The following is a 22,132-nucleotide window of genomic DNA, read 5'->3' on the forward strand; positions in this document are numbered from 1 at the left end:
CGGAATCACCGCCCCGTGCTTCTCCCGCGCTTCGACCATCATCCTGCCGTGGACTCGGGGGATTGGCATCCGCAAACGCCGCCTGTCACCTGGTCAGGCGGTGTCATATTCCAACGATCGCCGGGTGTGATTCGTCGGTTCTTCACAGTGCGTCCACGGGGTGAGCTCGAACTGGTTCGTTCCGGGAGTCCGAGTCCGGTGTGGTGGCGGTGCGGGTACGTAGGACTACTCGAAAACATGCCCCGTTCGGGGGTTTGCGATCTCGGGACGAATCCGTCGACCGCCTCGGCGTCTCCTATTCGGCGAGACCCGCCGGACCGTGCCCGCTCATCGGTGGCGCGGTTCCGGGAGCGGGACCGGAGCCGAAATACGAAAGGTGTTCCAGTGACGGAGCAGGGACGAACCTGTGGTACCGCCGCGCTGCTCGACCGCGTGGCGTTGGGGGACGAACGTGCCTGGCGCGATCTGGTGGACCGCAACAGCGGTGTCGTGTGGGGAGCCGTTCGCGCCTACTCGGCCAACCGGGCCGACGCCGAGGACGCCTGGCAGGCGACCTGGTTGCTGCTGGCGGAGAACCTGCACCGGCTCCGCGACGCGGAGGGGGTGTCCGCGTGGCTGGTCACCACCGCGCGTCGCGAGTCGCTGCGGTTGGCCCGCGCCCGTCGTAGGGAGTCGCCCAGCGGTCTGGCCGGACTGCTGGCCGAGGTCGACGCCGGGACCGAGAGTCCGGAGAGCAGTGCGGTGCGTTCGGTCTCGGCGGCTCGGATGGCACAGGCGTTCGCGCAGCTGTCCCAGCGCTGTCAGCAGCTGTTGCGGATCATGGCGGTGGCTCCGGACGCCAGTTACGAACAGATCGGGGCCGCCCTGGGGCTGGCCCGCGGCTCCATCGGGCCGAAGAAGCAGCGCTGTCTGCGAGCGCTACGGCAGCGGATGCTCGTCTCGGGGAGTCCGGACAGTGTCGAGGGGGTGGCCGGGTGAACGTCGGCGTCCCCGAGGAACTGCGGTCGTTGGGGAGGTTGTTCCGGCAGGTCGACCCAGCGCCGGAGCGGGCGGTCGGCGTGGCCTACGGGGCGGCCGATCGCCTCGTCCGGCGGTGCGGGTCCGGCGTGGTGCTGGCCCGGGTCGGCGACTCCGCCGCCCCGGTACACCCGGACGGGGCCTCCGGCGCCGTTCCGCGGGTACGGACGCTGAGTTTCGCCGCCCCGGGCAGGCGCGTCGAACTCGAACTGCGGGGCCCGCTCGCCGGGGCGTTCCGGTTGCGTGGCATCGTGCTGAGCCGGTCCGGACAACCCAGCCCGTCGGGAGTGGTGACCGTTCGGCACGGCAGGGGCGAGTGCCACGGTGAGCTGGACAGCTGCGGCGGATTCACCGTTCGGGACGTCCCGACGGGGCCGGTCCGCCTGCTGCTGTTCACCCGGCGGGCCGACGGTGCTCTCGCGCACCGTGCGAGCAGCGACTGGTTCGTGTGCTGATCCGTGGGCCGGGTCCGGAACCCCGCGCACCACGAGGTTCCTCCGATCGGGCGGGCGGCCCGGCCGCCCCCGGCCGCCGGGCCCGCCGCCGCGATACCTGCCGGGAACAGTGATCAGCTCAGCTTCCGCAGCCGCCGGACGGCCTCGTCGATCACCTCGTCGCGCTTGCAGCAGGCGAACCTGACGAGATGGCGCACCGGTTCCGGGTCGTCGCAGAGCACCTGCAGCGGAATGGCCGCCACCCCGGCGCGCTCGGGAAGGGCGCGGCAGAACTCGGCCCCGTCGGTGTAGCCGAGCGGTCGGATGTCGGCGCACAGGAAGTAGGTGCCCTCGCAGGCCAGCACCTCGAAGCCGGTGCCGCGCAGTCCGGCGGCGAGCCGGTCGCGCTTGTACTGGAGTCCGGAGCGCAGTTCCGGCAGCCAGTCCCGTTCCTCGCGCAACGCGTGGGCCACGGCGGGCTGGAAGGGCGCGCCGCCGACGAAGGTCAGGAACTGCTTGGCGGCACGCACCGCGGCGACGAGCTCCGGTGGGCCGCACACCCAGCCGATCTTCCACCCAGTGACGTTGAAGCTCTTGCCCGCGCTGGACACGGACAGGGTTCGTTCGGCCATGCCGGGGAACGTGGCCAGCGGTTCGTGCTCGCGACCGTCGAACACCAGGTGCTCGTACACCTCGTCGGTGATGGCGAGCAGGTCGTTCTCCCGGCACACCTCGGCGATCTCCGCCAGCTCCGCCTCGCCGAACACGGTTCCGGTCGGGTTGTGTGGGGAGTTCACCACGATCGCCCGGGTGTTGGGCCCCACGGCCGCCCGCAGGGCCGTGGTGTCCAGGCCGAAACGTCCGTCGGTCACCCGCAGCGGCACGGTGCGCCGCGTCCCGCCAGCCAGCGACACCGCCACCGGGTAGGAGTCGTAGTAGGGCTCCAGCAGCACCACTTCGTCGCCCGGTTCGACCAGACCGAGCAGCGCCGCGCTGATCCCCTCGGTGGCGCCCACCGTCACCAGGACCTCGGTGTCCGGGTCGTGGTCGAGGCCGTAGTCGGCGGCGCGTTGAGCCGCGACGGCCGCACGTAACTCGGGTTCACCCGGTCCCGGCGGGTACTGGTTCGTCCCGTCCGCGATCGCCCGCTCGGCCCTGCGGAGCATGCCCGAGGGGCCGTCGGTGTCGGGGAACCCCTGTCCCAGGTTCACGGCGTCGTGGCGCCGGGCCAGCTCGGTGATCTCGGCGAAGATCGTCGAGGTGAACGGGCGCAGTCTGCTGGTCAAGGCTGGAGTACGCACGCGAGGCAGCCTAGTACTCGTGGTGGTGCTCACGTAGGTGGTCGGCCGGTACGTGGGACGTGCCCGGTCACCTCGCCGGGACGGCCCGATCCGCTGTGCCGCCTGCCCGCGCGCCGCGAGTCCGCCTCACCGGCCGGAATGGCCCGGTCCGTTCGGGTTGTGCTTACCGGCCGGAGGGGCCGGGCGGTATCCCCGGAGTTCCGGTGACGCGGGGCCGGACCGGTGCTGCCCCGCCGGGGGGGGCTCGGCTCGTGTCCGGAGGGCGGCGGAGCGCTGCCACAATCGTGGGGTGTCGGATACTTCGGTGGCCGAGCTCGCCCGGGTGCGCGGACTGCGCCGCATGAAGGCCGTCGCCACGGGGCTGTTCCTGCTGGCGGCACTGGTCTACCTGGTGACCGGCTGGCTGGTGCCCGACGGTTCCGGGTGGGTCGGTTACGTCAACGCGGCCGCCGAGGCCGGGATGGTCGGCGCGCTCGCCGACTGGTTCGCGGTGACCGCGCTGTTCCGCAGGCCGCTGGGGCTGCCCATCCCGCACACCGCGATCATCCCCACCCGCAAGAACGCGCTCGGGCAGAGCCTCGGCGACTTCGTGGGCACCAACTTCCTGTCCGAGCGGGTGGTGGTGGACAAACTGGACCGCGCGGGAATAGCCCGCCGTGCCGGGGAGTGGCTGTCGGAGCGGGAGCACGCCGAACGCGTGACCGCGGAGCTGGCCACGGCGCTGCGCGGGGCGGTGCGGGTGCTGCGCGACGAGGACGTGCGCCAGGTGTTGGAGCAGACCGTGCTGCGCAGGGTCGTCGAGCAGCCGTGGGGCCCGCCGCTGGGACGCGTCCTCGGCCGGGTCTTCGAGGACGGTTCGCACCGTGGCCTGGTCGATCTGGTCTGCGACCGCGCCTACGACTGGGTGAAGGACAACTACGAGACGGTCTCGCGCGTGGTCGGCCAACGTGCTCCGTCGTGGTCGCCCAGGTTCTTCGACTCGTTGGTGGCGGACAAGATCTACAGCGAGGTGCTGTCCTTCGCGTGGGCGGTCAAGACCGACCCCGAGCACCAGATGCGCGAGGCGGTGGACCGGTTCCTGGTCGAGTTCGCCGGGGACCTGCGTCACGATCCGACCATGATGGCCAGAGCCGATCGGATCAAGTGGCAGGTGCTGGAGCACCCCGAGGTTCGGAACCTGGTCGGTGACGCGTGGACGGCGGCCAAGCACACGCTGCTGGAGGCCGCCGAGGACCCGGACAGCGAGCTGCGGTCGAGAGTCCGTGACGGGCTGGTCTCGCTGGGTGGCCGCCTCGCCGCCGAACCCGAGTTGCGGGACAAGGTGGACGGCTGGCTGCGCGAGGCGGCCCGCTACGTCGTCAACCACTACCGTGCCGAGATCACCACGCTGATCACCGACACCGTCGACCGCTGGGACGCGGCCGACACCTCCCGCAGGATCGAGTTGCGAGTGGGTCGCGATCTGCAGTTCATCCGTGTCAACGGCACGGTGGTGGGGGCGCTGGCCGGGCTGGCCATTCACGCGGTCGCGGAACTGCTGTGGTGACCTTTCCGGCCGGGGCTCACTGGGCGGTGTGGCGCTCCCGCCAGGAGCGGGCCTTCTGCCGGTTGCCGCACACCCGCATCGAGCACCAGGTGCGCGACCGGTTCCTGGAGCGGTCGTAGAAGGCCCACAGGCAGTTCGTCGCGGGGCAGATCTTGATGCGGTGCCAGCGGCCCACCGTGGCGATCCGGAACGCCGCCGCCAGCACGGCGCCGAGCGCATCGCCGCCGGAGGCCACCGGCACTCCTTCCTCGAGGTGAATACGCACCGGCCATTCCGCCGTCCCGGGGGGTATGGCCGTCGATTCGACCGAACCGCGACTGATCGAGTCGCGCATCAGGTCGCGAATCTCGCGTGCTGCTGCCGTGTCCACGGATGCCTGCCCGGTGTGCCGCAGGCACCACTGCTGCCATTGTTCCGTTTCTCTGAGCACGTCCGTGCCGGTCTCGGCGTCGACGGTGTTGAGAAACGCCAGCAGAAGGTCGATGTCCTGTTCCGTGTCGGGCCCGACGGGCTCGGAGGTTGCCGCTGATAGCCCGTTCGGCGCGACGGCTGCGACGGCTTTGCTGTTCACAGTCCCATCGTATGCCAGTGCTTCCTGGCGGTAACGTGGTTGCGAGGTCATGCTCCTGGGGTGGTAACCGTCAAAGTTCTTACGGGAGTTGTGGAGATCCCGGATGGCAGGAACACAACGCGCCGCCTCGGCCCCGTGGCGTCTGGTCTCCTTCGTGCCGGACCGCCCCGATCCGCGCGGGCTGGCCGAGTTCTACGCCGAGCTGCTCGGCCGGCCGGTCGACGAGTCCGAGTTCGACGAGCGGTGGGTGGAGCCGGCCGATCCCGAGGGCGGTGCGCGGGTCTCCTGCCAGCTGGATCCGCACCACACCGCCCCCGGCTGGCTCGACTCGCCCCCGCCGCAGCAGGGCCACCTGGACATCCGGGTGCCCGATATCGAGGCCGCCGAGGACCACGCGCTGCGTGCCGGGGCCACCCGGCTGCCCCAGCCCGCGGACGAGCTCGATTCGAGGTTCCGGGTCTACGCGGATCCCGCCGGGCACCCGTTCTGCCTGTGCTGGGGACCGCCGCCCGAGTGGCGACCGTCCGAGTAGTGGGTCGCCCGCCCCGGTGAGGGGGGCTGGCGGAAGTGGAGCGGGGCCTCCGGAACGGTGCGGACGGTACCGGTACTGCCCGCAGTCGTCACCGGAATTCGGCGGCGGCGGACTCGAACAGCCGGTTCGCCTCGTCGAGAGCTCCGCGCAGCGCTTCCGGATCGGGACGCAGCCCGGCCACGATCCCGTCTATCCCGCCCAGTCCGGCGCGTCGCAGCAGCCGCTTCTCGTTGGTCACCCACTCGCCGCGCGCCGCCAGCACGGCGTGCGCCAGCTGCATGGCGGCCGTGGCCAGTGCGCCCGCTACTTCGGTGACCTGACCCCGACGGACGTGGGCGCCTTCGGCGTAGCGGAGGGTGAGCATCGCCCGGCCGTGCCATACCGGAGGTGCTGCCTCGCGCAGTGCTGCCGGGTACTCGGGATCGGGCAGCGTGCCGTGCAGCACCCGGTTGTGGGCGAGTTCGGCGACGAGCAGGTAACTGGGGATGCCCGCGAGGTGGAACATCAGCGGTTCCCAGTGGAAGCGCCCCTGCCTCGCCTCGGTGAGCTGGTGCTCGACGACGTCCAGGTCACGGTAGTGGATGTCCACGTGCCTGCCGTCGATCGTCAGCCAGGCTCCGCCGTTGAAGACGCCACCCCATTCGCCGATACCGGAGACCTCGCCCTCCCAGCCGAGGTCGCGGAGGTCGTCCGGATCGAAGTCACCCCGGTAGTACAGGGCGAAGTCCCAGTCGCTGTCGGGCTCGTGGGTGCCTAGTGCCCGCGAGCCGCCCAGCGTGACCGCTCGTACGCGGGGCAGCGCCGCGAGCCGGTCGGCGACGCGGTTCGGGAAGGTCTCGTCGTTCGTCATCGGAGCCTCCGGTGAGACAAGGGCGAAGCTGTGTCCGAATGCCAATCACTTAAGTTGTCGAACGCGGAACGCCCCGTCGATATGGCCGAGTGCTTCCCGAAGGCTCATGTCGAGCGCGACTTGACCCTGTGGAGCACCCGATTCGCGATTCGTCTGATCAACCCCGCGGCGCCACCACCTTGAACGGAGAGTCGTTCCAACTGACGGGTCAGCTGCTCGTTCTCGGAGCGCAGTCGTGCTGACTCGGCGTTTCTGGACTCTCGCTCATCCGCCAGTTCCGCTCTCAGGCGTTCGATCTCATCGTGCTGTTCGGAAACCGAGACCGCGAGACGATCGGTGTTGTCGGCGTGTGCGCTCGCCTCGTACTGCAGCTGGAGGACTCTCGTGTACAGCGCGATTCGGTTGTTCTCCATCGCATACAGCAGTCGCGAATCGCGGTAGGGCTCCAGCGCGGCCGGTAAACCGGCGGTGAATGCCTGCGAGTCCTTGCGGTACAGCACTCCCAGGCCGAAGACCGCCGGAATCAGGTCGAACTCCCAGTCGGAACCTTGCGAGCCGCTCAGTACGTCCTCTACCGCTGTGAGCAGCCCGTTGCGCTCGCCGCCGGCGTGCTGGGCACAACAGAACGCACCGTTGCCCACGAATCCGGCTTCGGTCACCTCGTCGTGCCAGATGGTGGGACCGGAGCTGGTGGTCGGATGTCGTTCCGTCGTCTCCAGTTTCTCAGGGGCGTAGTACTGATCTCGGCGGGAACACGGCCACAGCAGATCGTGCATCACCACCGTGGCCCCAGGAGCGTTGGCGAAGATCCACTCGAGTTCGTGACGCAGCGTTGTGTAGTTGTGATCGCCGTCCAGCACGTAAAGCTCGGCGAGCGGGAGCTCCGGCAGGACTTGAGGGGAAGGACGTTCCACCAGTCTCAGCCGTTCGTCGCCTTCGAGGTTCCTCCGGAGCTCATCGGTCGGCTCTGGTTCCACGCAGTGGACCGTTTCGGCACCCAGCTCGGCGTACATCGAACTGACCGCACCGGATTCCACACCGATCTCCACGACGTTCGAAACGGGCCGGTGCTCGAATATGACGGCGAAAATCTCCCGGAACAACCGCATAGAGTGCAGTAGCAGCGGTGTCTCACGGGCCAGCCGGGCCTGAACATGTGGATCATGCCGGGTGCCGAACTGGTGAGGCCCCATGAAAGTGTCTGGCATCAACGACCTCCCAAGCGACGGAAAGCGATCCGTGCGGCGCCGGCGGCGACCCCGGAAACTCCATGCGCACGGAATTCTTCTCGAGCTCGACCAGCCAGCCGCACCCGGCGCGGAGCGGGAGTCATCCGATGGCCGAACCCGGATATGGACTCCGGAAGCATAGCGAAGGCTATCGATATCTGTGCCGAGGTCAGCGGTGAGCCCGCTTTGGTCGCCAGATGCAGCCAAACCGCTGAATGCGGCGCGTTGAACTGAATCATGTTGCCGCCGAGCCACTCGCACTCGGCGAAGGTCAGGCCCGAGAAATCCTCTCCCTGGTCCCAACGCAGCACACGTACCGTCGGATCTCCTTCGGTGGTGATCTTCGCCTCGATCCAGTCGACCCGAACGATCGCTGGTCTGCCGGGGATCGCGAGCGAGACATCACGTACATCGTGGGCCTGGAAGTTGAGTCTGGCGAACGAGAGACCGTTGTGATTGATCCGTACTCGCTGTCTCGATCCGTCATGCCACTTGTCGTCGCCGGTCAGGAATCTGAGTCGCGACTCGAACGGTTCCCCCGCGGGCTCGAACATGTCCGCGCTGATCGTACCCGAGGCGCGAGCACGTACCGCGGCGCCGAGGTGTTTGTCGGAGGCGGCGATCAGGGCGGGCCAGAATGCGTCGCGCATGTGCAGGTCGTCCAGATCGTTGGGGGAGAGATACGGTATGGCCGAGTGCAGATCCTCGGGCACGATCCTCGTCAGGACTTCGGAACCGAAATTGTCGTCGTGAACCCAGTTGCCGAACACCGAAGCTTCCTGATCGGTCGGCGAAAGCAGGGCGCCGACCACGAACGTCGCGAGTTGTTCTCGGGCTCTGTCGCTGAGCTCCGGCCAGTTACCATCCGCGTTGGCCACGTACTGGTTCCAGTGCCGCTGGAAAGCGATCATGCCGTCTCGCGCCGCTTTGCGCTCTCCGTTCTGCGACTCGGTGTCACTGACCTCGCCGAGCAGCGGAGAACCGTCTTCCTCGAAACCGACCAGCGACCCGCACAGTGCGTTGGTGCACTGTTCCAGCACCTCCGGGCTCCGCCGCAGTGAATCGACTACTTCCTTGGGGTGCCCGGCTTGTCCCAGGTATCCTTGCGCTCGAAGACCTTCCCGCAACAACCTGGTGGAGCGGTGGTCGGTGGCCAGGTAAAGTCCGGAAACCCTGATGTTGATCTGTGAGCCGCGCAGTACTTGTGCGAGTTGTAGCTGGATGGTTCCGCCCCAACCGAGATCCACCAGAGTCAGTTCGGAGGCATCCAACGCCCCGGTGGAGCGCAGTGAGCGCAACAACCGGTCGCGCATGGCGGTCACATTGGTGGCCAGCCGGTTGATCAGATGAGGAGTTTCCGTCAGTGCCTTGCTGAGCCTGTCGACGATCTCATCGCTGTCGATCAGCCTGTTCAGCTCTTGCGCCAGGCTGGGCACATCGCCTGCACGCAGGTTCAGCATACCCAGCAATTGTCCGACGGTGACTCGGTAACTCTTGCGGATGAAGTCTTTGACGGAGTCGCGGTCGTAGGGATCCAGCGAAGCGATGGCTGTTACCTGACGGGACAGCCAGACCGGATGGGCCTCGACATTCCAGCCGCGTGTGCGGGCCGCGTTGTTGACCAGCGTGGAAAGTAGTTCCCCTTCCCGCATAGGACACCAGACCACGGGTGTCCCGGCCTCGTGGGCTTGTTTGGCGACCCACTCCGCGAAACCGGTTAGCACCGGACCGAGCACTGAAACGCCGAAGCGCCATGAATAAGCGGAAGCGGCGCTCCCGGTGTCCGGAGTCATGTTGAGAGCCTTCGCGCGCAGGCTGGTCAGGCCGAAATCACCGTTTTCGGGGTCGTCGCCTGCGGCTAGCGAGCCGTAACGCTGTGCGAGTGACTCCTCTCGCTCCAGAACTTGGGCGAAATTTTTGTCGATCTTGCGGTAATGCAGGGTTCGGATTCCGAGTTCCGAGGGGACCTCGTGGTCGGCTTTCTCGTTGTCACCCAGGTGAACCAGTTGGTTCGCGCTGTGTCCCAGTTCTTCGAGGACCGTTTCCCACAACCCCGATGCTTTGTCTCTGCCGTGCTGGTAGGAGCGGAATATGCGCGCTTTGTGCAGCGAGGCGAGCTCCGGGCGGTCGAGCAGATAATTAAGTTGGTCCTCGGCGAAGTAGGTGTCCGAAACCAGCACGATCGGCACGCCGTTCTTGTCGGCTGATTCGATCACCTCGGCGACGTTGAGGTCCACCACAGTGAATTCGCGTTCTAATTCGACCTCGACACGAACGAGATCCTCCAGCGGCGATTCGCCGAAAAACTCCGAAGGGATTTCTCGCCAGATGTCGAACAGTGAGACCTCGTGTCCCCAGGCCTGTTTTTTTCTTCGTGCTTTTTCTTCGGCTTCGATGCGGATTCGACGGAAAGAAGTATTTGTGATCCAGGATGGGGAGTATCCTTTGTCGCGCAGGCGTTCCCCTAGAATGTTGAACAGGTCCGTGGGTTGTGGGACTCTTCTCCAGAGTACTGTGTCGAATATATCCAATGAGAGGACGGAGCAGGACCCGTCCGCGATGACGCGGTAGACATAGTCCAGTTCGCGAGAATTTCTGCTTGAAAGTGTGTCCAATGCTACAGGCGAAACCAACATTTCCTCCAGGCCGATACTGGGACGTGCTTTACGTCACGTATCGGGTTGCATCGGCCGAACCGTGTGACACCCCAGTGAGTCGGTAGTCCGTCTCCGTCGGTTGCCCGTCAATCTGGATCGACCGCGGTGGCTCTTGACTTGTTCTGGTGCGTGCTCGGTGCGAAACCGCACCACAACCCTTCCATCAAACCCGCGCGCGAACCTGGTGAGCAAGGGTGCTTCGGAGTCGTAATTAGATCGATAGGAATCCCTCGAAAAGGTCGTGACGATACGTTTTCAAGTAAACACAATCCGTTTTTATGGTGATCTCGGTCACTCGTGCTTGTCGGTATCGGCTGTGCCGCCTGTGCGGTAGTTCTTTTTGGTCGGTGATTACCCGTGTGCCGAGCGTGCGTACTGGCGCGTCTCCGATCCGTGTGATCGGTGAGGTGCGCGGTGCTTCTCCGGCAGGTGAACCGGTGCGGGAGGTGAACCGGTTCCGTCTTCGGGTGGTCTTTCCGGGCATACCTCCGCTGCCCGAGCGCTTTGTTTCGCCCCCGGTGTGTCCGGCTCGCCGTTCGCTGGAACGTGTTCCATCGGTAGTGGGGTGGGATGTCGCCGCCATCCCTCGGGCAGGTGTACACAGCGTGCTTGCAACAGCTAGCAACGCTGCTAGCGTGGAGGTGACGGGAGGGGTGGTTCGCAAGTGGAACGGATGGACCGCCCGGTCAAGGCAGTCAACCAGGCAGTCAACGACCTGGGGGAATACATCCGCGCGCAGCGCGACACGGCCCAGATCTCGCTGCGCCAGCTGGCGAGGCGGGCGGGGGTCTCCAACCCCTATCTCAGCCAGGTGGAACGAGGGCTGCGCAAACCGAGCGCCGAGATCCTGCAGCAGATCGCCAAGGCCCTGCGGATCTCGGCCGAGGCGCTGTACGTGCGGGCCGGAATCCTGGAGAACCGCCCGGCAGGACCGGTCGTCGACGCCGTGCTCGCCGACACCGAGCTGAGCGAGCGGCAGAAGCAGGTGTTGCTCGACGTCTACGCCTCGTTCCGGGGTGAGGACGCATCGCCCGGCGCGGCGCCCACGCGTGACGGGGCGCCACGGGAGGAGACCACGAGCCACGAGGCAATTCGATCCGATTCCGAGGAGTGAGCGCCATGGCTACACGGACCGACGGCAGGGAGAACGAGCGGGCCGGGGGCCGCGCGGGCCACGTGGCCGAAAGCCTCTACGAACAGGCCCGGACACCGTTGATCGCCGCGCTCGGCGCCGGTGATGTCGCGGCGCACGCCGTGGCTGACAGCGTGCAGAAGGTCCGGGAGCAGCTCAACGAGCACGCGGGGTCGGCGCGCGAGACCGTGTCCGAGTTCCCCACCGACCTCGGCGAGCTGCGTGACCGGCTCCGTTCCGGCGAGCTGCGCGAGCTGGTCGGCAGCTACCGCGATTCCGCGGCGCGGCTCTACGGTTACTTCAGCGAACGCGGTGAGGACACGCTGCGACGGCTTCGCTCCCAACCGGGTGTCCAGCGCGCCAGGAGCCAGGTCGAACACGCCCAGGAGCGATTCGAGGGGGCCGTCGGCGAGGCGCGCGAGCTGGCCGACGACGTGCTCGGCAAGGTGAGCACGACCACCCGCTCGTTCGGGGAGAAGGCCGCTCGCACCGCGGAGACCGTGGCTGGGGAGACGGCCGGGGCGATGCGCGAGACCGGCGCCGAGGCCGCTGAGGAGACCGCCGAGACGGTGCGCGAGACCGGAGCGCGCGCCGCCTCGGAGACCAGGAGCGCGGCGCGGCGCACCGCAGACCGGGCCTCCGGAGCGAAGACCGGAGCGAAGAGCGGCGGAAGTGGTCACTCCGGCTCCCGTAGTCGTTCCGGGGCCCAGGGCGGTTCCGGTTCCCAGGGCGGTTCCGGCGGGCAGCGCGGTTCGACCGGCGGGAACAACCCCTCGAAGCAGCCCAGGTCCGCCGCGCGCGGCAGGGACCGTGGCTGATCGGCGTGGTGATCCCCGGAGGGATCGCCACGCACCGGTGCCGGGGAGACATCCCCCGAGCACCGGAGCCGCTGTCCGGGTGGGGCACGTATCCTCGAGGTGTGCTTCTAGCTCAGGTGATCGTGACGGCTCTCTGGATAGCCGGTATCCCCGTCGGGGTTTACGCGTTCGGGCACGCGCTGATGCAGCGCGCCGACGCCTTCACGGCGGCGGACAAGCAGTCCAAGCCGATCTGGCTCGGGATCACCGGCGCCGGTGCGCTGGTGCTCATACTCATGGCCGGCGGTCCCATGACGATTATCTGGATAGCCGGTCTGGTGGCCGCGTTGGTCTACATCGTGGACGTGCGTCCGAAGGTCGTCGAGGTGCAGAAGGGTAGTTCCTGGTAGTGGCGGGGGATGCCGCGGGGACGACCGGTGCCGCCGAACTCCCCTCGGGGGCGAGGTGGCGCACGTACGGCAGTGGTGGGCCGGTGACGCTGGTGGTGCACGGTCTCGGTGCCACCGAGGGTGAGGCGCGCATCCCGGCGTCCGGCCTGCGCGGCAGCCGTGTGGTGCTCACGCTGCCCGGTCACGGGGCCGCCGCCGATCCGGTGGACGGCTACTGGAGCTACGAGCGTGTGGCGAGCGACGTGCTCGAAGTCGCCGATCGGGTGGATGCCGAGCGGGCTGTCGGGGTCTCGCTGGGTGCCGGGGCGCTGACCCGCGTGGCGGCGGGGCACCCCGAGCGTTTCGAACGGCTCGCCCTGCTGCTGCCCGCCGCGGTGGACCAGCCGCGCGGACCCGAGGTGACCGGGGTTTTCGACCGGCTGGTCGATGCGGTCGCGGCGGCCGAGGCGGACGGCGGCGCGTCGCTGCGCGAGGTCGTCGGTTCCGGGTTGCCCGACGGAGCCGACGTCGGGGAATACGTCGAGCAGCGCGCCGCCACCCTGCGCCGTCTCGAACCCGCGCTGCGCGCGCTGCCCCGGCAGGCCCCGTTGACCGACGGCGCCGAGCTGTCGGCCGTCGGCAGCTCCGCGCTGGTCGTCGGCGCCACCGCCGACCCGCTGCACGAGTCCGCCGTGGCGGAGCGGCTCGCGGCCCTCCTGCCCGGGGCTCGGCTCGAGATGTTCGACTCGGCCGCGCCCATGCTCGACCGGCGCGCCGCGCTGCGACGGCTGTTGACCGGTTTCTTCAACGACTGACCCGGCCGGAGCTCATCGCGGGCCTCGTGCCTACGACCGGGTTCACCTCCCGTTGACCAGCGCGGCCAGCTCGCGGTCACCGCTGAGCGCCGCCGTGCTGGGACGTCCCCACACCCGGCGGTACACCGCGTCCGCGGCGCCCGTGATCGTCGCCCGAGGGGACTCCTCCCGGAAGTCGGTTGGGTGGCTCCGCCGGACCGTGGGGAGGCGTCCGGCCTCGAACGTCACCAGCCACGCCCGCTCGACGTCCACCGCGTGGAACAGCAGGCGTCCCGTCATCCGTTCGGCGGACCAGTCGTGGCCGACGCCGAGCAGCACGTTCAGGAACTCGTCGACGCCGTCCGCCGCGAACTCGGGCTCGAACGCCGCTACTCCGGTGTCCGGGGCACTGTTCGAGAGCGCGTACTCCGCGTCCAGGCGGTGGACGGCCGTCTCGTGCGCCATCCGCCGGGTCCAGCTCCTCGGGGAGCCGCCGGGGAAGAACGACCACACCGCGCGGTCGGGGGAGTCGCCGGCGAGCTGTCGGTCCAACTCCGCCAGACGTTCCTCCATCCAGGTCAGCGCGGCGTCGAAGTCGCGGGGCGGCGAGTCGGGGCGGGGCCTGGTGTCCTCCGGCGTCAGTGTCAACGCGTGCCCGACCATGGCGTAGACCCTGCTCAGGTGCCGGACCAGTCCCAGCACGTCCCATTCCGGGCAGGTGGGCACCGCGGCGCTGGCCCCGGCCTTGGCGGCGGCCTCGCGTAAGGCCGCCGCTTGCTCGTGCAGCGAAGAGCGATTCGGATCGTCGGTCATGTGATCGGAGTCTAGGAGCCGAGCGGGCGGTTCTCCATCCGTTGCCGCCGGTCCGCACCGGAGAGCCGTGCGCGGCGGTTCCGGGACCGCCGGGCCGAGCGGAGGGGCCGCGTCGGTCCGCCGGTCGTGGGGTGAGGGACGAGGTGTCAGCCTCCTCGGCGCAACCAGTCGGCGATGATCTCCCTTTCCCGTTCGATCACCAGCTCCAGCTGCCCGGCCAGCAGTTCCTCGGCCCGCTCCGACAGGAAGGGCAGGTGTACCGCCACCTCACCCCGGAGGGCGAACTCGCTGATCCGTGGCCGTTCCTCCTCCGAAGCCCCTTCGGGAACCGACCGCTCGGCCGGGGTGAGGTCGCGCAGCCACAGCGATCCGGTGATGGTGCTCGGTACTCGCCGCAGGGTGGCTGCCACCTCGCCGACGAAGTGACCTTCCTCCCGGACGCGCCATGACTCGCTGCGTTCCAGGAGGGGGGCCCCGCCGAGCACGCCGCGGATCACGGTCGGCAGCTCCCCTTCCGGGAGCCGCTGCCGGAGCTGGAACCGTGTCTCGTGCTCGGTGACGGTGTGGGAGACCACCTCGGCGGTCCCGTCCTTCGCCGCGCCCAGTCGCTCACGCAGGCAGTCGGCGTCGGTCAGCGCCGCGTGGATCCGCGCCGCGGGCCGGCGCGACATGCTGTGGTGCTCGATGCGGCGTGTCATGCGGCGCAGGTTACCGTTGTGCACCGTGACCTCCAGTTCGATGTCCGAAGGCGGTGCCGTGGAGGCCGCGAGGACCGCCGCGTCGAGTCGTTCGCTGGCCAGCCACACCACGCTGCGGTTGGGCGGGCCCGCGACCGAATTCGTCACCGCGGCCGATTCCGGGGAGCTGGTCGAGCTGGTTCGTGAGGCGGACCGCGCGGGCAGGCGGCTGCTGGTGCTCGGAGGCGGTTCCAACCTGGTCGTCTCGGACGAGGGGTTCGACGGCACGGCGGTGCGCATCGCCACGAGCGGGATCACCTACCACCGTTCGGGGGACGGTCTGGTGCGGCTGACGGTCGAGGCCGGTGAGGACTGGGACGCCGTGGTGGCCGACGCTGTCGGTCACGGTCTCGGTGGTCTGGAGTGCCTTTCCGGGATTCCCGGTCTGACCGGTGCCACTCCGGTGCAGAACGTGGGAGCTTACGGGGTCGAGATCTCCGAGCTGCTGGTTTCGGTCGACCTGCTCGACCGGCGGACCGGTGAGGTGCGCACGGTGCCCGCCGGGGAGCTGGGGCTGAGTTACCGGAGCAGCGTGCTCAAGCGTACGGACCGGGCGGTGGTGCTGCGGGTGCGGTTGCGGTTGCGGGAGGACGGCCTGTCCGAGCCCGTCCGCTACGGCGAGTTGGCCGGTGCGCTGGGCGTGACGGCCGGGGAGCGCGTTCCGGTCGATCGGGTCAGACGGGCGGTGCTCGAACTGCGCGGCGGCAAGGGAATGGTGCTCGACCGGGAGGATCACGACACCTGGAGCGCGGGTTCCTTCTTCACCAATCCGATCGTGGACGCCGAGCGGCTGCCCGGTGTGCTGGAGCGCATCGAGCGGCGAACCGGTGAGCGGCGCGTCCCCCGGTACCCCGCCGGTGACGGTGCCGCCAAGTTGTCGGCTGCCTGGTTGATCGAACGGGCGGGGTTCGGAAAGGGGTACTCCGGCCCCGGTGGTCGGGTGCGGTTGTCCACCAAGCACACGTTGGCGCTGACCAACCGTGGTTCGGCCACGACCGAGGATCTGCTCAGTCTCGCGAGTGAAGTGCGGGAGGGAGTGCGGGAGTCCTTCGGCGTGTTGCTGGCTCCGGAACCGGTGCTGGTGGACTGTCTACTCCGATGAACACTCGATAACCCCCGTAAGGGTGACTTTTCGTGACTAATGTCTAACCCTGCGTGTTAAATGGTGGGCGGAGGCTGCCATGATTAGCGTCAGGGAAGCACGCGATCGGGCGGCTATTCGCCCGATCAAGCGTGCTGTGGAGGATCAGCTGCTGGACCTTCCGGGCGTAGGGGCCGTCGACATCGGGGAGAAGCGGACAGCGGGCCGTCCCACCGGGCAGCAGGTGATCGTCGTCTCCGTCGCGCGAAAGAAACCGCCGGAGCGGCTCGGGGGAACCGAGTGCGTGCCGCCCACGATTCTCGGTATACCCACCGACGTGGTGGAGGAGCGTGTGGTGCTGCACCACGCCCACTACCCGCTCGACGAACTCGTTCCCGCCTCGGAGGTCTCGGAAGGGGCGGCCGTGTTCGGAGGGGTGGGGATAGCGCCCTCCCGCCCGGTCACCCTCGCGCCGGACGGTGCCGATCCGGGAGGCGAGTACCGGCGTGTCGGGACTCTCGGCACCCTGGTGTTCGGCCACGGCGCGGCCGTGCTCACCATGGGACTGACCACTTTCGACGTGGCCTGCATGGACGATGCCTGGTCGGTGGGTGACGCGATGCTCGACCCGCAGTCCGGGCGCGGCTACGCGGAGCTCTCCCGGGCGGCGCTGTCCGGGAGAGTGGACGCCGCGGCCGTCATGATCACCGAGGTGCTGGACAGCTGCCGCATGATTCCCGGAGTGGGGGCCGTGACCGGGCAGGAGGGCGTCGGGCTCGGGGAGACGGTGCGCAAGAGCGGGTTCGGCACCGGCCTCACGTGCGGTTCGGTGATCTCCACCGATGTCACCCTGCGGATCGACCACGGCGCGGCGCTGGGGGTTCGTACCCGTCGCGAACAGCTCAGGGTGGTTACCACGCGGGGCGACCCCTTCGCCGGAGCGGGGGACGCCGGTGCCGTGGTGGTCAATTCGGACGGCCGGGTGGTCGGGCTGCACACGGCGGGAAGCGCGGACGGCGGCAGCGGGTTCGCCTGTCCGATAGCGGACGTGCTCGCCGAACTCGACGTGGAACTGGCCCTGACGTTCCGCAGGTTGCGCGCCCACGACCAGTACGCCCGCTGAGCCGTCCGCGCCGCCGGTCCACCTACCCGACGTCGGGCCCGCCGCCCACGAGACCGCGAGAGGTTCCACCGCGGAAGTGGCTACGGGAGCCGGGCCGAGACGGTCCGCTGGGATCAGGTGCGGTGGGCACGGGTGGCCGATGCCTGGTCCCTGGGCTTGACCACGATCTGGTCGAGGTTGACGTGTGCCGGTCGGGTCGCGGCGAAGGTGATCACGTCGGCGACGTCCTCGGCGGTGAGCGGGGTCAGTCCGCGGTAGACGGCCTTGGCTCGCTCGGTGTCGCCACCGTAGCGGACCTCGGAGAATTCGGTCTCCACCAGACCGGGGGCGACTTCGGTGAACCGGACCGGCTCGCCGAGGTGCTCCCCGCGCAGGGTGCGGTGCAGGGCGGCCTCGGCGTGCTTCGCCGAGGTGTAGCCCGAGCCGTTGTCGTAGACCTCCAGGGCGGCGACCGAGGTCACCGTGATCACGTGGCCGTTCTCCGAAGCGACGAGCTTGGGCAGCAACGCCTTGGTAAGCCGCAGCGTTCCCAGCACGTTGGTTTCCCACATCCAGCGCCAGTCGGACTCGTCGGCCTCCGCGACCGGGGCCGTGCCCTTGGCGCCGCCCGCGTTGTTGACGAGTATCCGGCAGCTGGGCACCCGCTCGACGAAGGAGTTCACCGACTCCTCGTCGGTGACGTCGAGCGGTACCGCCGTGCCGCCGGTCTCCTCGGCGAGTTCGTGGAGCCGCTCCACGCGCCGTGCGCCGAGGACCACGTGGAATCCCTCGGCCGCCAGGCCGCGTGCGGTGGCCGCGCCGATCCCGGAGCTGGCGCCGGTGACCACGGCCACGTTTCGGTCGCTCGCGATCGCGGACGGGTTACTCGTTCCCGCTGTCGACTCTGTGCTCACGTTACGATTGTCCCGTACGCGGGATGTGTTTCGCCCGAGCCACGAAAGTGTGATGCGGCACACTTTCCGTTTCGCTCATCCCTGTGGGGCGGCCAAGCGTCCCAGGGGACGAGGAGCGAGAACACATGTCCATTCGCGATGGATCGAGGTAGGAGTGTCCACTAGGGGAAACGGTTCGCGCGGACGTCCGTCCAGGGGTGCGCTCGGTGTCGTGGCGGCGGCGTTGCTGCTGCTCTCCGGCTGTGGTGGCGGGGCGACGAGCGCGGCCGGGGCCGGAGGCGGGGAGAGTGATTCCGCGCCGGAACCACGGGTGTCACTGCGACCGGCGAACGGTGCGACCGGGGTCAATCCGAAGGACTCGATCAAAGTTTCCACCGATCGTGGGAAGCTGCGTGACGTCTCGCTGGTCAATCCCTCGGGGGAGAAGGTCGAGGGCGAGCTGGTGGACAACGGTTCGACCTGGAAGGCGACCGAGCCACTGGGCTACGACACGACCTATGAGTGGTCCGGTGAGGCGGTGGCTTCCGGCGGGGACGGTACCTCGGTGAGCGGCAGTTTCCGCACCATCGACCCGCGGCGCGTGGTGCGGGCCACCATCAACCCGATCGACGACCGGACCGTCGGCGTCGCGATGCCGATCAGCATCAAGTTCGACGCGCCGGTGGAGAACAAGGCCGAGGTGCAGCGCGCGTTGCGGGTCAACCCGTCGGAGGACGTCGAGGGGGCCTGGGCGTGGTTGAACGACAAGCAGCTCGACTGGCGCCCGAAGGAGTACTGGCCCGCCCACACCACGGTCGAGGTGGACGCGCCGCTGTACGGGCTCGACTACGGCGACGGCAAGTACGGCAAGGCGGACCTGACCACGAAGTTCGAGATAGGTCGGCGCCAGGTCGTCAAGGCCGACGTGAGCAGCCACCGCCTCCGCGTCATCCGCGACGGCGAGGAGGTGGCCGACTACCCGGCCAGCTACGGCAAGGACTCGGTTCCGGACCTGCACACCCACGACGGCACGTACATGGTCATGGCCAAGCATCCGGTCGAGATCATGGACAACCCGAAGTACGGCTACACCGACGTGAAGAAGAAATGGGCCGTGCGCATCTCCAACCACGGTGAGTTCATCCACGAGAACGAGCAGAACCGCGCCAACATCGGCAAGCGGAACACCTCGCACGGTTGTGTGAACCTCACCAACGCCGACGCGAAGGACTACTTCGACAGCGCGTTGATCGGTGATCCGGTGGAGGTCAGCGGTTCGGGAACCGACATGCCCGCCAAGTACGCGGTCTATGACTGGATGCTGAGCTGGGACCAGTGGCAGAGCATGTCGGCCCTCTGAGCTCGGCTGTCGCTGCCTCCCGGCTCCTGTGGTCTCCCAACGGTGCGGGCCCGGCCGCCGGGCCCGCACCGAGTTCGTCGGGGGAGACCGCGGGAGATCCCGACGGGCTGGTGTTCCGAGGAGAGGTACCGGCGGTGATCCGACGATCCTGTCGGCTCCCCGGCTTCGCTGATCCGGTTCGGACGTGGTCCGCTCGGCGAGATCGCCCTCCGGTGTGTCCTGACACACATCCACGGTTTCGGCCGCGGTGCGCGGTGGTTCGTGAGGATCGCGGTTTTCGCCGGTCAGCGCTGTGGTGTCCGGTTATGGTCCACGAGCTCGCCCATCGTTCGGCGACGGTTCCCGGTCGGCTCGCGGAATGTTTCCGGCGGCTTGTGTGTCGTGACCGCACGGGCCCGAAGGTCTCGGGCGTGCACGACGAGCTTGCGATGAGCGTTAGATGACTTCCAGCAGACTTCAGACGCGCCCTCGGCGTGTCGCCGTGTTCTCGTTGCACACCTCGCCACTGGAGCAGCCCGGTACGGGTGATGCCGGTGGGATGAACGTCTACATCGCCCAGACGGCAACCAGGATGGCCCGGATGGGGACCGAGGTGGAGATCTTCACCCGAGCCACTTCCTCCGAGGTTCCGCCGGTCGCGGAACTGGCTCCCGGTGTGACCGTGCGCCACATCGTGGCGGGGCCGTTCGAGGGGCTGGACAAGAACGACCTGCCCGCCCAGCTCTGCGCGTTCGGCGCGGGGGCGCTGCGGGTGGAGGCGCGGCACCAGCCCGGTCACTACGACATCGTGCACTCGCACTACTGGCTGTCCGGGCAGGTCGGCTGGCTGGCGCGGGAGCGTTGGGGCGTACCGCTGGTTCACACCGCCCACACCCTGGCCAAGGTGAAGAACGCCTCGCTGGCCGAGGGCGACGAACCCGAACCCAGAGTGCGGGTGGTCGGCGAGGAGCAGGTCGTCGCGGACGCCGACCGGTTGGTGGCCAACACCGGGGCTGAGGCGCGGGAGCTGGTGTCCCGCTACGACGCGGACGCCGAGGACGTGACGGTGGTTCCGCCGGGGGTGGATCTGGAGCGGTTCACGCCCGGGGACGCCGGTGCGGCGCGGGAGCGGTTGGGGATCGAGCCCGATGCCCGGGTGCTCGCCTTCGTCGGCCGTGTCCAGCCGTTGAAGGGGCCGGACGTGTTGCTGCGTTCTGTCGCCGAGTTGCTCGCCAGGCACCCCGAGCTGCGGGACGGAACGCGGGTGCTGCTGGTGGGAGGGCCCTCGGGCAGTGGAACCGAACGCCCGGAGGCCATGCGGCGACTCGCGGAGTCGCTGGGCATCACCGACGTGGTGCGCTTCCTGCCCCCGCAGCGAGGCGGGGAGCTGACCGCCGTCTACCGGGCGGCGGATCTGGTCGCGGTGCCCAGCTACAACGAGTCGTTCGGCCTGGTGGCCCTCGAAGCCCAGGCGTGCGGCACACCGGTCGTCGCTGCCGCCGTGGGAGGGCTGCCCTACGCGGTGGCCGATGGTGTCTCCGGCAGGCTGGTCGAGGGGCACGATCCGGTCGACTGGGCCGACGTGCTGGCCTCGTTGCTCCGACGCCCCGAGGTGTTGGCCCGGTTGGGGGAGGAGGCCCCCACCCACGCGGCCCGGTTCTCCTGGGAGCGCACCACCGAATCGCTGCTGGAGACCTACGCGCGTACCAGGCGGGACTTCCGGGGGACGTCGCTGCCGTTGAGCGGGGTATCCGCGTGAGCTGAGGCGTCGGGGTACCGTTCGGGGCGACACGCTCCGGTGCCCGGAGACGGTTCCGGGGGCACGGATGGGCAGGACTCGGCGAGGACGGCGATGAGCGAAACGACACGGGACTCGTTGGATCGGGTCATCCGAACCACGCTCGACGAGGGGGAGCTCGAGTACGAGCACCCCGAGCCCGGTCGTTTCTTCGTCACGCTGCCGGGGACCAGGAAGCTGCGGACCAACTGCTGGCTGATCGTCACCGAGCACGCGCTGCTCGTCGAGGCCTTCGTCTGCAGGCAGCCCGACGAGTCGCACGAGGAGTTCTACCGGTACGTGCTGCGGCGCAACGCGCGGCTGTACGGGGTGCACTACACGATCGACGACACCGGTGATCTCTACCTGGTGGGGCGGACGGGCACCCACGCCGTGACGGAGGGGGAACTGGACCGGATTCTCGGTCAGGTCCTCGAAGCCGCCGACGGTGATTTCAACACCCTGCTGGAGATCGGTTTCGCCACCGCGATCAGGCGGGAGTGGGGTTGGCGCGAGTCGCGAGGTGAGTCCCTGGGGAACCTGCGCGCCTTCAGCGAGCTCGTGCGGCGGGAGGGAGCCCTGCCACCCGTGTCCGAGGGTGAGTGAGCCCTCCCCGCACGCCTTCGCGGGGGTGCCCGCTCCGCCGCGCGAGCTTCGCGGGCTCCGGGAGGGCGTCCGTGGTCCGAACCCGGCGCGGGGACGGCTCGGGAGAGAGGGGGAGTCACGAGCTCGAGCCGCCCCCGCGCGGGGGTTTCGCTGTGCCGGGCGCAGTAGGCGGGGAGACCCTGGCCCGGCAGGCACGACCCGACGGGGGGAAGCGGGCCGTACACCAACTCCGACGAGATCGGGGAGTGCGTGGGAGCCGATCACGCCAGAGCGTTGCCAAACTTCGCAGAGTCGGGCTGCTGACCACAAGGCCATTACCCTGCTCTATTCGAGTGAAGTTTGAATTGAAAAGTAACTCTGCGAAGCGGCTTTGTCGTCACTTCACACGAATATGTGACGAGTAACACTTTCAGGGGAACGAAAAGGCGGCGAAACAATAACTCTCCGATTTCGCTCCTCCTCGTTGTCCCACGTCGGGCGGCCGATGGGCGTGTTTTGGGGTGTGCCGAAAAGGGAACGAAATTCTTCGTTCGCG

General features: G+C 68.5%; 21 protein-coding genes. 13 read left to right on the forward strand and 8 right to left on the reverse strand.

What is annotated here, in order from left to right; translation table 11 throughout:
• Window positions 1-384: 384 nt before the first annotated feature.
• On the forward strand, window positions 385-978 hold the full coding sequence (locus tag BLQ75_RS16480) for an RNA polymerase sigma factor (protein WP_170837538.1): 594 nt from the start codon (window positions 385-387) through the stop codon (window positions 976-978).
• Window positions 975-1,472, forward strand: a complete 498-nt coding sequence (locus BLQ75_RS16485) for a hypothetical protein (protein WP_092603353.1) — start codon at window positions 975-977, stop codon at window positions 1,470-1,472. Before BLQ75_RS16480 ends, BLQ75_RS16485 begins: the two co-directional genes overlap by 4 nt.
• Before the next feature lie 113 nt (window positions 1,473-1,585).
• Here the strand turns inward: BLQ75_RS16485 and BLQ75_RS16490 are convergent, their stop codons facing one another.
• Window positions 1,586-2,752 carry a pyridoxal phosphate-dependent aminotransferase gene (locus BLQ75_RS16490; protein WP_092603355.1) on the reverse strand — a complete coding sequence of 389 codons (1,167 nt, stop codon included), beginning with the start codon at window positions 2,750-2,752 and terminating at the stop codon, window positions 1,586-1,588.
• Between the two features lie 340 nt (window positions 2,753-3,092).
• Here BLQ75_RS16490 and BLQ75_RS16495 point away from each other — a divergent pair, with 340 nt between their 5' ends.
• A complete protein-coding gene (locus tag BLQ75_RS16495) occupies window positions 3,093-4,298 on the forward strand; it encodes a DUF445 domain-containing protein (RefSeq protein WP_092603677.1) in 1,206 nt (401 codons plus the stop codon).
• 16 nt (window positions 4,299-4,314) lie between these two features.
• Here BLQ75_RS16495 and BLQ75_RS16500 read toward each other — a convergent pair whose 3' ends face one another.
• Complete coding sequence (locus BLQ75_RS16500) at window positions 4,315-4,869, reverse strand: CGNR zinc finger domain-containing protein (protein ID WP_092603357.1); 555 nt, start codon at window positions 4,867-4,869, stop codon at window positions 4,315-4,317.
• A 103-nt stretch (window positions 4,870-4,972) separates the two neighbouring features.
• On the opposite strand from BLQ75_RS16500, the gene BLQ75_RS16505 reads away from it, so the two are divergent.
• The gene (locus tag BLQ75_RS16505; RefSeq protein WP_092603359.1) at window positions 4,973-5,401 is read left to right on the forward strand and encodes a VOC family protein; all 429 of its coding nucleotides are present in this window, start codon (window positions 4,973-4,975) and stop codon (window positions 5,399-5,401) included.
• Window positions 5,402-5,489: 88 nt separating this feature from the next.
• Here the strand turns inward: BLQ75_RS16505 and BLQ75_RS16510 are convergent, their stop codons facing one another.
• From BLQ75_RS16510 to BLQ75_RS16520, 3 genes are all read right to left on the reverse strand, one after another.
• Window positions 5,490-6,251: a nucleotidyltransferase domain-containing protein gene (locus BLQ75_RS16510; protein ID WP_092603361.1), complete on the reverse strand. Its 762-nt coding sequence runs from the start codon at window positions 6,249-6,251 to the stop codon at window positions 5,490-5,492.
• Window positions 6,252-6,355: 104 nt separating this feature from the next.
• Entirely contained in the window at window positions 6,356-7,459 is a 1,104-nt protein-coding gene (locus tag BLQ75_RS16515; protein ID WP_211481420.1) for a class I SAM-dependent methyltransferase, read from the reverse strand.
• A complete protein-coding gene (locus BLQ75_RS16520) occupies window positions 7,459-10,116 on the reverse strand; it encodes an HAD family hydrolase (protein ID WP_092603365.1) in 2,658 nt (885 codons plus the stop codon). The genes BLQ75_RS16515 and BLQ75_RS16520 overlap by 1 nt, the downstream gene beginning before the upstream one ends.
• A 685-nt stretch (window positions 10,117-10,801) precedes the next feature.
• Between BLQ75_RS16520 and BLQ75_RS16525 the strand changes: the two genes are divergently transcribed.
• The 4 genes from BLQ75_RS16525 (at window position 10,802) to BLQ75_RS16540 (ending at window position 13,270) form a co-directional block, all read left to right on the forward strand.
• Window positions 10,802-11,251, forward strand: coding sequence for a helix-turn-helix domain-containing protein (locus tag BLQ75_RS16525; RefSeq protein WP_425286465.1), 450 nt, complete (start codon window positions 10,802-10,804; stop codon window positions 11,249-11,251).
• 5 nt (window positions 11,252-11,256) lie between these two features.
• Window positions 11,257-12,087, forward strand: a complete 831-nt coding sequence (locus tag BLQ75_RS16530) for a hypothetical protein (protein ID WP_211481421.1) — start codon at window positions 11,257-11,259, stop codon at window positions 12,085-12,087.
• 101 nt (window positions 12,088-12,188) lie between these two features.
• Complete coding sequence (locus tag BLQ75_RS16535; protein WP_052427781.1) at window positions 12,189-12,476, forward strand: DUF2516 family protein; 288 nt, start codon at window positions 12,189-12,191, stop codon at window positions 12,474-12,476.
• The gene (locus BLQ75_RS16540) at window positions 12,476-13,270 is read left to right on the forward strand and encodes an alpha/beta fold hydrolase (RefSeq protein WP_092603367.1); all 795 of its coding nucleotides are present in this window, start codon (window positions 12,476-12,478) and stop codon (window positions 13,268-13,270) included. The genes BLQ75_RS16535 and BLQ75_RS16540 overlap by 1 nt, the downstream gene beginning before the upstream one ends.
• A 42-nt stretch (window positions 13,271-13,312) precedes the next feature.
• Here BLQ75_RS16540 and BLQ75_RS16545 read toward each other — a convergent pair whose 3' ends face one another.
• Complete coding sequence (locus BLQ75_RS16545) at window positions 13,313-14,062, reverse strand: maleylpyruvate isomerase N-terminal domain-containing protein (RefSeq protein ID WP_092603369.1); 750 nt, start codon at window positions 14,060-14,062, stop codon at window positions 13,313-13,315.
• 146 nt (window positions 14,063-14,208) lie between these two features.
• Window positions 14,209-14,760, reverse strand: coding sequence for a DUF2505 domain-containing protein (locus tag BLQ75_RS16550; RefSeq protein ID WP_139183006.1), 552 nt, complete (start codon window positions 14,758-14,760; stop codon window positions 14,209-14,211).
• A 40-nt stretch (window positions 14,761-14,800) separates the two neighbouring features.
• On the opposite strand from BLQ75_RS16550, the gene BLQ75_RS16555 reads away from it, so the two are divergent.
• Together BLQ75_RS16555 and BLQ75_RS16560 are read left to right on the forward strand one after the other, a co-directional pair.
• The gene (locus tag BLQ75_RS16555) at window positions 14,801-15,901 is read left to right on the forward strand and encodes a UDP-N-acetylmuramate dehydrogenase (protein WP_425286467.1); all 1,101 of its coding nucleotides are present in this window, start codon (window positions 14,801-14,803) and stop codon (window positions 15,899-15,901) included.
• A 79-nt stretch (window positions 15,902-15,980) separates the two neighbouring features.
• Window positions 15,981-17,003: a chymotrypsin family serine protease gene (locus tag BLQ75_RS16560; RefSeq protein ID WP_092603375.1), complete on the forward strand. Its 1,023-nt coding sequence runs from the start codon at window positions 15,981-15,983 to the stop codon at window positions 17,001-17,003.
• Between the two features lie 113 nt (window positions 17,004-17,116).
• Here BLQ75_RS16560 and BLQ75_RS16565 read toward each other — a convergent pair whose 3' ends face one another.
• The gene (locus BLQ75_RS16565; protein WP_092603377.1) at window positions 17,117-17,896 is read right to left on the reverse strand and encodes an SDR family NAD(P)-dependent oxidoreductase; all 780 of its coding nucleotides are present in this window, start codon (window positions 17,894-17,896) and stop codon (window positions 17,117-17,119) included.
• Between the two features lie 154 nt (window positions 17,897-18,050).
• On the opposite strand from BLQ75_RS16565, the gene BLQ75_RS16570 reads away from it, so the two are divergent.
• The 3 genes from BLQ75_RS16570 (at window position 18,051) to BLQ75_RS16580 (ending at window position 21,597) form a co-directional block, all read left to right on the forward strand.
• The gene (locus tag BLQ75_RS16570; RefSeq protein ID WP_244515642.1) at window positions 18,051-19,235 is read left to right on the forward strand and encodes a L,D-transpeptidase; all 1,185 of its coding nucleotides are present in this window, start codon (window positions 18,051-18,053) and stop codon (window positions 19,233-19,235) included.
• 439 nt (window positions 19,236-19,674) lie between these two features.
• The gene (gene mshA / locus BLQ75_RS16575; RefSeq protein ID WP_092603381.1) at window positions 19,675-20,973 is read left to right on the forward strand and encodes a D-inositol-3-phosphate glycosyltransferase; all 1,299 of its coding nucleotides are present in this window, start codon (window positions 19,675-19,677) and stop codon (window positions 20,971-20,973) included.
• 93 nt (window positions 20,974-21,066) lie between these two features.
• Window positions 21,067-21,597: a type III secretion system chaperone family protein gene (locus tag BLQ75_RS16580; RefSeq protein ID WP_092603383.1), complete on the forward strand. Its 531-nt coding sequence runs from the start codon at window positions 21,067-21,069 to the stop codon at window positions 21,595-21,597.
• Window positions 21,598-22,132 lie beyond the last annotated feature (535 nt).

Source organism: Actinopolyspora xinjiangensis, assembly GCF_900104475.1.
GTDB lineage: Bacteria > Actinomycetota > Actinomycetes > Mycobacteriales > Pseudonocardiaceae > Actinopolyspora > Actinopolyspora xinjiangensis.

Coding starts and splice junctions, on each gene's coding strand:
- BLQ75_RS16495 (WP_092603677.1), top strand. CDS start 3,093: ATGAAGGCCGTCGCCACGGGGCTGTTCCTGCTGGCGGCACTGGTCTAC.
- BLQ75_RS16505 (WP_092603359.1), top strand. CDS start 4,973: ATGGCAGGAACACAACGCGCCGCCTCGGCCCCGTGGCGTCTGGTCTCC.
- BLQ75_RS16510 (WP_092603361.1), bottom strand. CDS start 6,251: ATGACGAACGACGAGACCTTCCCGAACCGCGTCGCCGACCGGCTCGCG.
- BLQ75_RS16515 (WP_211481420.1), bottom strand. CDS start 7,459: ATGCCAGACACTTTCATGGGGCCTCACCAGTTCGGCACCCGGCATGAT.
- BLQ75_RS16520 (WP_092603365.1), bottom strand. CDS start 10,116: ATGTTGGTTTCGCCTGTAGCATTGGACACACTTTCAAGCAGAAATTCT.
- BLQ75_RS16530 (WP_211481421.1), top strand. CDS start 11,257: ATGGCTACACGGACCGACGGCAGGGAGAACGAGCGGGCCGGGGGCCGC.
- BLQ75_RS16545 (WP_092603369.1), bottom strand. CDS start 14,062: ATGACCGACGATCCGAATCGCTCTTCGCTGCACGAGCAAGCGGCGGCC.
- BLQ75_RS16550 (WP_139183006.1), bottom strand. CDS start 14,760: ATGACACGCCGCATCGAGCACCACAGCATGTCGCGCCGGCCCGCGGCG.
- BLQ75_RS16555 (WP_425286467.1), top strand. CDS start 14,801: ATGTCCGAAGGCGGTGCCGTGGAGGCCGCGAGGACCGCCGCGTCGAGT.
- BLQ75_RS16560 (WP_092603375.1), top strand. CDS start 15,981: ATGATTAGCGTCAGGGAAGCACGCGATCGGGCGGCTATTCGCCCGATC.
- mshA (WP_092603381.1), top strand. CDS start 19,675: ATGACTTCCAGCAGACTTCAGACGCGCCCTCGGCGTGTCGCCGTGTTC.
- BLQ75_RS16580 (WP_092603383.1), top strand. CDS start 21,067: ATGAGCGAAACGACACGGGACTCGTTGGATCGGGTCATCCGAACCACG.